The sequence below is a fragment of the Escherichia sp. 94.0001 genome (assembly GCF_013369155.2).
GTDB classification, from domain to species: Bacteria; Pseudomonadota; Gammaproteobacteria; order Enterobacterales; family Enterobacteriaceae; genus Escherichia; species Escherichia coli_F.
This window is the reverse complement of sequence record NZ_JABWMS020000107.1, coordinates 1-7,197: the sequence shown is the minus strand read 5'-3', so window position 1 is coordinate 7,197 and position 7,197 is coordinate 1. Positions and strand designations below refer to the sequence as shown.

Annotated in this window: 11 protein-coding genes and 3 pseudogenes; 12 read left to right on the top strand and 2 right to left on the bottom strand. The window is 48.7% G+C overall.

All coding sequences use genetic code 11. The annotated features are described in order from the left end of the window. Positions 1-106: pseudogene (locus HEN33_RS26555) on the bottom strand (hypothetical protein); the annotation flags it as partial. Between the two features lie 246 nt (positions 107-352). Further along, positions 353-760 carry a helix-turn-helix domain-containing protein gene (locus tag HEN33_RS23645; protein WP_000787428.1) on the bottom strand — a complete coding sequence of 136 codons (408 nt, stop codon included), beginning with the start codon at positions 758-760 and terminating at the stop codon, positions 353-355. A gap of 76 nt (positions 761-836) precedes the next feature. Between HEN33_RS23645 and HEN33_RS23640 the strand changes: the two genes are divergently transcribed. The 12 genes and pseudogenes from HEN33_RS23640 to HEN33_RS23590 form a co-directional block, all read left to right on the top strand. Then, positions 837-1,064, top strand: a complete 228-nt coding sequence (locus tag HEN33_RS23640; protein WP_000912298.1) for a Cro/CI family transcriptional regulator — start codon at positions 837-839, stop codon at positions 1,062-1,064. Further along, positions 1,048-1,599, top strand: coding sequence for a toxin YdaT family protein (locus HEN33_RS23635; RefSeq protein ID WP_000705622.1), 552 nt, complete (start codon positions 1,048-1,050; stop codon positions 1,597-1,599). Before HEN33_RS23640 ends, HEN33_RS23635 begins: the two co-directional genes overlap by 17 nt. Then, positions 1,571-2,611, top strand: coding sequence for a DnaT-like ssDNA-binding domain-containing protein (locus tag HEN33_RS23630; RefSeq protein ID WP_000020556.1), 1,041 nt, complete (start codon positions 1,571-1,573; stop codon positions 2,609-2,611). The genes HEN33_RS23635 and HEN33_RS23630 overlap by 29 nt, the downstream gene beginning before the upstream one ends. Beyond that, on the top strand, positions 2,604-3,065 hold the full coding sequence (locus HEN33_RS23625; protein ID WP_000139485.1) for a replication protein P: 462 nt from the start codon (positions 2,604-2,606) through the stop codon (positions 3,063-3,065). The genes HEN33_RS23630 and HEN33_RS23625 overlap by 8 nt, the downstream gene beginning before the upstream one ends. 33 nt (positions 3,066-3,098) lie before the next feature. Continuing rightward, entirely contained in the window at positions 3,099-3,833 is a 735-nt protein-coding gene (locus tag HEN33_RS23620) for a DUF1627 domain-containing protein (RefSeq protein WP_000450692.1), read from the top strand. Beyond that, positions 3,830-3,994: a hypothetical protein gene (locus HEN33_RS23615; protein WP_001505071.1), complete on the top strand. Its 165-nt coding sequence runs from the start codon at positions 3,830-3,832 to the stop codon at positions 3,992-3,994. The genes HEN33_RS23620 and HEN33_RS23615 overlap by 4 nt, the downstream gene beginning before the upstream one ends. 4 nt (positions 3,995-3,998) lie before the next feature. Beyond that, positions 3,999-4,532 (top strand): annotated as a pseudogene (locus tag HEN33_RS26550) (fimbrial protein). Between the two features lie 160 nt (positions 4,533-4,692). Beyond that, the gene (gene paa, locus HEN33_RS23610; protein WP_001449026.1) at positions 4,693-5,451 is read left to right on the top strand and encodes an AcfC family adhesin Paa; all 759 of its coding nucleotides are present in this window, start codon (positions 4,693-4,695) and stop codon (positions 5,449-5,451) included. 335 nt (positions 5,452-5,786) lie between these two features. Next, a complete protein-coding gene (hokD, locus tag HEN33_RS23605) occupies positions 5,787-5,942 on the top strand; it encodes a type I toxin-antitoxin system toxin HokD (protein ID WP_001303917.1) in 156 nt (51 codons plus the stop codon). Between the two features lie 217 nt (positions 5,943-6,159). Next, positions 6,160-6,420, top strand: coding sequence for a hypothetical protein (locus HEN33_RS23600; protein ID WP_000984523.1), 261 nt, complete (start codon positions 6,160-6,162; stop codon positions 6,418-6,420). Positions 6,421-6,489: 69 nt separating this feature from the next. Next, on the top strand, positions 6,490-6,768 hold the full coding sequence (locus HEN33_RS23595) for a hypothetical protein (RefSeq protein ID WP_010917803.1): 279 nt from the start codon (positions 6,490-6,492) through the stop codon (positions 6,766-6,768). Position 6,769: 1 nt separating this feature from the next. Then, a pseudogene (locus tag HEN33_RS23590) lies at positions 6,770-7,197 on the top strand (DUF968 domain-containing protein); the annotation flags it as partial.

Below are 7,197 nucleotides of genomic sequence, written 5' to 3'. Positions count from 1 at the left end.
TCTGAAGTAAAGGCGCATACCGCTTAGTTACCGCTCTGATAACTCTTACCTGTCCGGCAATGGCGCTGATATCAATATAAAGCGCCATCGCTGTTTCTTTGCTGATCCCTGGACGCCTTCCATTCTGATGTTTGACTTCGCCCACTGAGAAATCCTCTGCTTCCCCTTAACGCCGGGTAGCGGAACTGTTTGCTGAGAACACCGTGCGGTGTCTTGATGAGTAGAATTTAGAATAACCTAAGAGTTATGGTCAAGCTTTTTGTGTAGAAAAACCTAAGCTTCTTGATGTAAAAAACACAAGTATTTGAAAGTTTGTGCTTTTTATTACAGAGAGTTGCGAAAAAAAGGGGGGTTATTTATTTGCGCTTCTTTTGCGAGCTTTGAGTAGTTCTTCAAAAAGTTTGTTGAAATTCTCAACTCGAGCACGCATCTCTGACAACAGAGCCTTTTGCTCTGACTCAGGCAGTGCGTCGAACAGTTGAAGCAACTCTTTTTGATCTTCTGTCAGATTGACTGGCTGATTATCTGGGATCGGTTCGCCTGGTTGCTTATCTTCATCTCCAAAAAGAAGCCAAGTCGGCGAGCACTGAAGCGCCTGGCTCAGTGCGAATAATCTCTTCCCCGCTGGCTGTGTTTCATCTCTTTCCCATTGAGAAATTGTTACGTGAGCCACTTTGACCAGCTTACCTAATGCGGCCTGAGACAGTTTTAATTTTTTTCGCCTGTATAAGAGGCGAGCACCGAAGGTTTCGTTTTTCATATTAGGTAATTCTAATTTTTCTTGACTTAGGTTTCTCTACGATCTAGTTTCCTTAGGAAAATCTAAGGGGTTCGATATGTTGAAAATTGATGCTATAGCGTTTTTTGGCAGCAAAACAAAGCTTGCCAATGTCGCAGGAGTTAGGCTGGCAAGCGTTGCTGCATGGGGGGAACTGGTTCCTGAAGGTCGCGCGATGCGCCTGCAAGAGGCATCCGGCGGGGAACTTCAGTACGACCCCAAAGTTTATGACGAATATCGTAAGGCAAAGCGGGCGGGGCGGTTGAACAATGAAAATCACCACTGAACAGGTTTGTGAGGCTCTGGATACCTGGGTATGCCGACCAGGAATGACACAGGAGCAGGCGACGATATTAATCACGGAAGCATTCTGGGCTCTGAAAGAACGCCCGAACATCGATGTTCAACGCGTCACGTTTAATGATGGCGAGGTTGATCAACGGGCGCTGGGCGTTAACCGGGTGAAGATATTCGAACGCTGGAAAGCTATCGACACCAGAGATAAGCGTGACAAATTCACGGCGCTGATTCCGGCAATTATGGAGGCTATCCGGATCAGCGATTTCAGATTGTATTGTGAAATTACTGACGGAAAAAGCATTACGTACATGATCGCCGGGTTAAACAAAGAATATGGCGATGTGGTGGAGTCCGGGCTGCTTTTTGCGGATCCAGTTGTTGTGGAACGTGAGACTGACGAGCTTATAGAAAAAGCTATTGCTTTCAAGCACGCGTATCGTCAGCAATACCAATATTACTTTGCAGATAAACAAATGTCTGCCAGGGGTTCGTATGAGTATCGATGCACTACGATGGGCTAAAAAGGTGAAAACCGGCAGTTCATCCAGTAAGTCAGTATTGACCTGGCTTGCTGATATGTGCGGTGCCGATTTGTGTGCATACCCGTCTGTATCTGCACTGGCAGAAGTAACGGAACTGAACAAAAAGACTGTGCAGGACAGCTTACGACACCTGATGGAGATTGGGTTAATTGTTGATACCGGTGAGAGAAAAGGCAGAACAAAGCAAATTGTGGTGTACCGACTTATCGGTGTAGAAGAAAGTGTTGCCGAGCCTGAATACACCCAAAAACGGGAGTCTTTAAAGGTGGGTAAAATTGGTGCTGTTAATAAAAACAGTACCGAAAATGGTTATGTTTCAGCACAAAACAGACCCAAAAACAGAACTCTTAGCTGCATGGAAAATAACCAAAGACACCCAAATTTTCCATCAAAGACACCCAAAAACGGATCACGGAACCCAAAGGAACCCAAAGATCTAAACCCCACACATAACGCACGCGAGAGTGCTCCGACCAGTGAGCAGGAAGTTTTGTCGTTACAGGCAGCCCCCCCTGTATTCCTGTATGGCCTGAGCGAACCCATCGGAAAATTCCCGATGAGCGATAGCTGGTATCCGTCACGGGATTTTCGACGACGGGCTGCGTTGTGGGGGATGGCTTTGCCGGAGACAGAATTTACACCTGCTGAACTTGCCGCCTTCCGGGACTACTGGGCAGCGGAGGGGAAAGTGTTTACGCAGATTCAGTGGGAGCAGAAATTCGCCCGTCACGTAAATCACGTCAGGGCGCAGGTTAAACCAGTCAGCAAAGGGGTAAACCATGCAGCAGCACCAGGTGGCACCGCATCACGGGCAGTTCAGGAAATTCGGGCAGCACGTGAGCAGTGGGAACGTGAAAACGGATTTATCAGCGACGGAAACGGCCTGGAAGCTGTGGGAACTCATGGGGGTGGTTTATTCGAACCGCTGGATCCAGAAGAACGGGGCCGCACCTTCGAAGCTCTGGATTGCACAGATTGGCGCGATGACTGAGCAGCAAATCCGGCAGGTCTGCCGCCAGTGCATGGACCGCTGCCGGGCGGGTGAAACATGGCCTCCGGACCTGGCTGAGTTTGTGGCACTGATTTCGAAAAGCGGAGCCAATCCATTCGGTCTGACGGTGGATGCTGTGATGGAGGAGTACCGCCGCTGGCGCAATGAGTCCTGGCGATACGACGGAAGTGATAAGTACCCGTGGTCTCAGCCTGTGCTGTATCACATTTGCCTCGAGATGCGTTCAAAGGGGATTGAGCGCCAGATGACCGAAGGGGAATTAAAACGGCTTGCAGAACGGCAACTGACGAAATGGGCAAAGCATGTTAGTAACGGCCTGAGCGTTCCGCCAGTCCGGCGACAACTGGCGGCCCCCAAACGCCCGTCGGGGCCAACGCCAATTGAGTTGCTGAAACAGGAATATGAACGCCGGAAAGCGGCTGGTTTTGTTTGAGTTGAGAAGTGATTTTTTACCGGGAGGAAATTTATGGAGACTGTTTTTGACGCACTGAAAGCGATGGGAAAAGCCACGTCGGTAGAGCTGGCTGCGCGACTTGATATCAGTCGTGAAGAAGTACTGAACGAGCTGTGGGAACTGAAAAAGGCTGGCTTCGTTGATAAAAGCGTATACACCTGGCGTGTGGCTGATAACAACGTTCAGCAGGAACAGCCAGCGCCAGAAGAAACCACCACGGCAACAGAAGCGAAAATCTCAGAGTGCGATTTAACCGCGACGATTGAACAACGCGGACCACAAACGGCGGATGAACTGGCTACGCTGTTCGGTACAACATCCCGCAAAGTTGCTTCAACGCTGGCAATGGCAATCAGCAAAGGTCGTCTGATTCGCGTAAACCAGAACGGTAAAATTCGTTACTGCATACCAGGTGATAATTTACCAGCAGAGCCGAAAGTTGAATCGGTAGCGGAAACCGATGGTAAAGCCTTTCCTCAGCCAGCCGGTGTTGCGTTACCGGTACAGAAAGATGCAACACAGGAAGATATTAAAACAGAAACTGTGGCGGACATTGTGCAGTCGCTGCCATCGTTTACTGCAACGCGAGAAGATGATTTGATTTTGCCATCGCTGCATATGGCAAATCGCGAACTGCGTAGGGCGAAGAATCATGTCCAGAAGTGGGAGCGAGTCTGCGCCGCGCTGCGGGAGCTGAACAAGCACCGGGATATGGTTGCCGGGATTTGTCGGAAGTCCGGGCAATGAGCGGATGGTGCAGGCCTGAAATCATGATACTAACAATGAAGGTAAAATGCATCGGCAGTCTGATTGGTCGTAGTGAGGCGGCGGTCAGGATGAAAGCCCAGGTTAAGGGAATAAGCCTGATTCTGCGGGGTGATTTTCACCAGTCAACAAAATATCCGTAGCGCGATAACGGTCAAAAATTATGGCGCTGACACTTTTGTGCCACTGGAGATGACTGTACCTAAGTTCAGGGGAGAAGAACACGTCCGGTGGGATGGTCGGGCCAGATTTAAAGGGCAGGTCATGGCTCCAGCCTGTACGCTGGCAATGGAGGCTGCCTGGCGGGAAATTGATATGGGAACCACGCCACTCAGGGATTTACTGCCGGTCCAGAGAATAAATTCCTGTTACGGTTACACCACTGTGATCTTGCAAGTGCAGGAAAGTAGGTCTACACGGTAACGCGAGTGCGTGTAACTTTTGATGTCATTCCCGTAGAAACACCGGACAAATTTTCGCTGACAGGTCATGCAGAAGGTATAAATCTGCAGATTATGGACAATTACGGATATCCGGCAAGAGCCGGAAAAAGCATGCCGCCTCTAATTCTCAGTGGAAGATGGACTTGATTATACTCATTGCATTGTCAGAAATAGTTATCCATTAAAGGCTGGCTATTCCAAACAGGATGTTGATTACAAAAATGTAATCAACATGTAAGGTTTATACTCTTCAATATGCGTATAATTTTCCTTATTTTGTTGACTTTAAATAACAAGCTATGCACGAGGTAAAGTCGGATAAGTTTATCTGGATGTAATATATATTATTTGTAGTGTTTATAACTTTATTTCATGATAACCAATAAAAGGAGTTTTTTATGAGGAACATAATGGCAGGTTTTTTAATATTCCTGTCTTCTGCTGCTTATGCTGATATCAATCTGTATGGTCCTGGTGGCCCGCATACAGCCTTGCTTGATGCAGCCAAACTTTATGCCGAAAAAACAGGTATTATAGTGAACGTTCATTACGGCCCACAGAACAAATGGAATGAAGATGCCAAAAAAAATGCAGATATCTTGTTTGGCGCATCAGAACAATCTGCTCTGGCTATCATTCGGGACCATAAAGACAGCTTCAGTGAAAAAGATATTCAGCCTCTTTATCTGCGAAAAAGTATTTTACTGGTAAAGAAAGGTAATCCTAAAAATATCCGGAGTATTGACGACCTGACCAGACCTGGGATTGGCGTAATTGTTAATGATGGTGGTGGTACCAGTAATACATCAGGCACTGGCGTCTGGGAAGATATTGCCGGACGTAAAGGGAATATAGAAACTGTCGCCGCAATCCGAAAAAATATTATTTTATATGCGCCCAATAGCGGAACTGCACGTAAGGCTCTTGAGAATCAGCCTGGAGCAGATGTCTGGATAACCTGGGCTGACTGGGCAGCCAGTAATCCAGAAATTGGTGATGTCGTGGAAATAGCGCCAGACTACGTGATATGGCGTGATATGAACATTACAGTACGTCAGGATGCAAATGATGAAACCCGTCGATTTGCAGAATGGCTACAAACCGATGAAGCGGCGCCTGCATTCAAAAAATATGGCTGGACCAGGAAAGGCACTTGACATCCTCGTCCTTCAGGACGTGGATTCTTTTTCCGGATGCCGCGCCAGCGGCATGTAGGGGCAGCTCACAAAACGGAAAAAATTGTACGCTAAGCCTCGCCAGGTGAACTGAATTCATTCCGATATGGGAATTCCCATATCGGGCGAAAACGGTTTGCTGTAACGGCAGAGTTAAGTAGGATTGCTGCGGGTGCTTGAGGCTATCTGCCTCGGGCATGAACACCAACGGCAGATAGATAAAAGCCCCACCCGACTATAAATCGAAGTGAGGCCCCTATATGCTCGTCACATATAGATTGCCTCTTACGGACCGAAAGGTCAAGGAGAAGCAGGCTATGAAGCAGCAAAAGGCGATGTTAATCGCCCTGATCGTCATCTGTATTACCGTCATAGTGACGGCACTGGTAACGAGGAAAGACCTCTGCGAGGTACGAATCCGAACCGGCCAGACGGAGGTCGCTGTCTTCACAGCTTACGAACCTGAGGAGTAAGAGACCAGGCGGGGGAGAAATCCCTCGCCACCTCTGATGTGTCAGGCATCCTCAACGCACCCGCACTTAACCCGCTTCGGCGGGTTTTTGTTTTTATTTTCAACGCGTTTGAAGTTCCGGACGGCGCCGGAATAGAATCAAAAATACTTAAGTAGCGCGCAGGGAGAAGAGGGATGGACCCCGAACAGGGGAGTGCTATTTATCTGGAAGGATTCTGTTGATGAGAATCGAAGAATTACGTGAAATTTTTAGTGAAGATGGCCTCTATACTGTGCGCGTTGAGAAGGGCGCTATTGTCAGCCACTGCCGTATTAAATGTTTACAGTCTCAACAAAGGAAGAGTGGAGCTGCGTTAATTCATTTTGTGGATGGGCTTGTGACGGATGGTTTTATTTTGCGTGCAAATGAATTTGTCACATCGTTGCCGTCTCTGAAAGAAGCTGGGATTAAGGCTGGTTTTTCTGCTTTTGAAGATTAGTGAATTCATCTACAATTCAGCGCAGGGCTGAACCCCTGTTGAGTAACACTGTGCCACCGGAGAAAGCCGATGGCGCAAAATTCCAGACTACACAATTCTGATAATTCAGCCGTCTTTGCCAGCAGGCACGGGCGGCGTTCTCATGCATTCAAATCTGACTGGTTCCGGCACGCCCCATGCACTGAAGAACAGGCCGAATGGCTGATTCAGAACTACCGCAGACGTGGGTATGAGTTTAGGAAAGCCCTCAGCCTCGATTATCGTCACTGGATAATCTACGTCAGGCTGCCGTACTCCGAGCGCCCACCGCGTCCGTCCCGCACATTCCAGCAACGCATCTGGAGGTAACGTGCGGGTATTACTTCGACCTGTTCCGGTACCGGAACTTGGGTTGGTGGTCCTTAAACCAGGCCGTGAATCCATGCAGGTATTCCATAACCCTCGAGTGCTTGTGGAGCCGGAACCGAAAAGCATGCGCGGTCTGCCGTCCGGCATCGTCCCTGCCGTTCGCCAGCCGCTGGCGGAGGATAAATCATTACTGCCGTTTTTCAGCAATGAGCGTGTGATTCGTGCTGTTGGTGGCGCTGGTGCACTGTCTGACTGGCTGTTGCGTCATGTCAAATCCTGCCAGTGGCCTCATGGTGACTATCATCACAGTGAAACCGTTATTCACCGTTATGGTACCGGCGCAATGGTGTTGTGCTGGCACTGCGACAACCAGCTGCGTGACCAGACATCCGAATCACTCGAGCAACTTGCTCATCAAAACCTGTCAGC

What these genes read in the sequence shown, in the direction of transcription:
- HEN33_RS23645 (WP_000787428.1), bottom strand. Translation starts at nt 760, where the DNA reads ATGAAAAACGAAACCTTCGGTGCTCGCCTCTTATACAGGCGAAAAAAA.
- HEN33_RS23640 (WP_000912298.1), top strand. Translation starts at nt 837, where the DNA reads ATGTTGAAAATTGATGCTATAGCGTTTTTTGGCAGCAAAACAAAGCTT.
- HEN33_RS23635 (WP_000705622.1), top strand. Translation starts at nt 1,048, where the DNA reads ATGAAAATCACCACTGAACAGGTTTGTGAGGCTCTGGATACCTGGGTA.
- HEN33_RS23630 (WP_000020556.1), top strand. Translation starts at nt 1,571, where the DNA reads ATGAGTATCGATGCACTACGATGGGCTAAAAAGGTGAAAACCGGCAGT.
- HEN33_RS23625 (WP_000139485.1), top strand. Translation starts at nt 2,604, where the DNA reads ATGACTGAGCAGCAAATCCGGCAGGTCTGCCGCCAGTGCATGGACCGC.
- HEN33_RS23620 (WP_000450692.1), top strand. Translation starts at nt 3,099, where the DNA reads ATGGAGACTGTTTTTGACGCACTGAAAGCGATGGGAAAAGCCACGTCG.
- HEN33_RS23615 (WP_001505071.1), top strand. Translation starts at nt 3,830, where the DNA reads ATGAGCGGATGGTGCAGGCCTGAAATCATGATACTAACAATGAAGGTA.
- paa (WP_001449026.1), top strand. Translation starts at nt 4,693, where the DNA reads ATGAGGAACATAATGGCAGGTTTTTTAATATTCCTGTCTTCTGCTGCT.
- hokD (WP_001303917.1), top strand. Translation starts at nt 5,787, where the DNA reads ATGAAGCAGCAAAAGGCGATGTTAATCGCCCTGATCGTCATCTGTATT.
- HEN33_RS23595 (WP_010917803.1), top strand. Translation starts at nt 6,490, where the DNA reads ATGGCGCAAAATTCCAGACTACACAATTCTGATAATTCAGCCGTCTTT.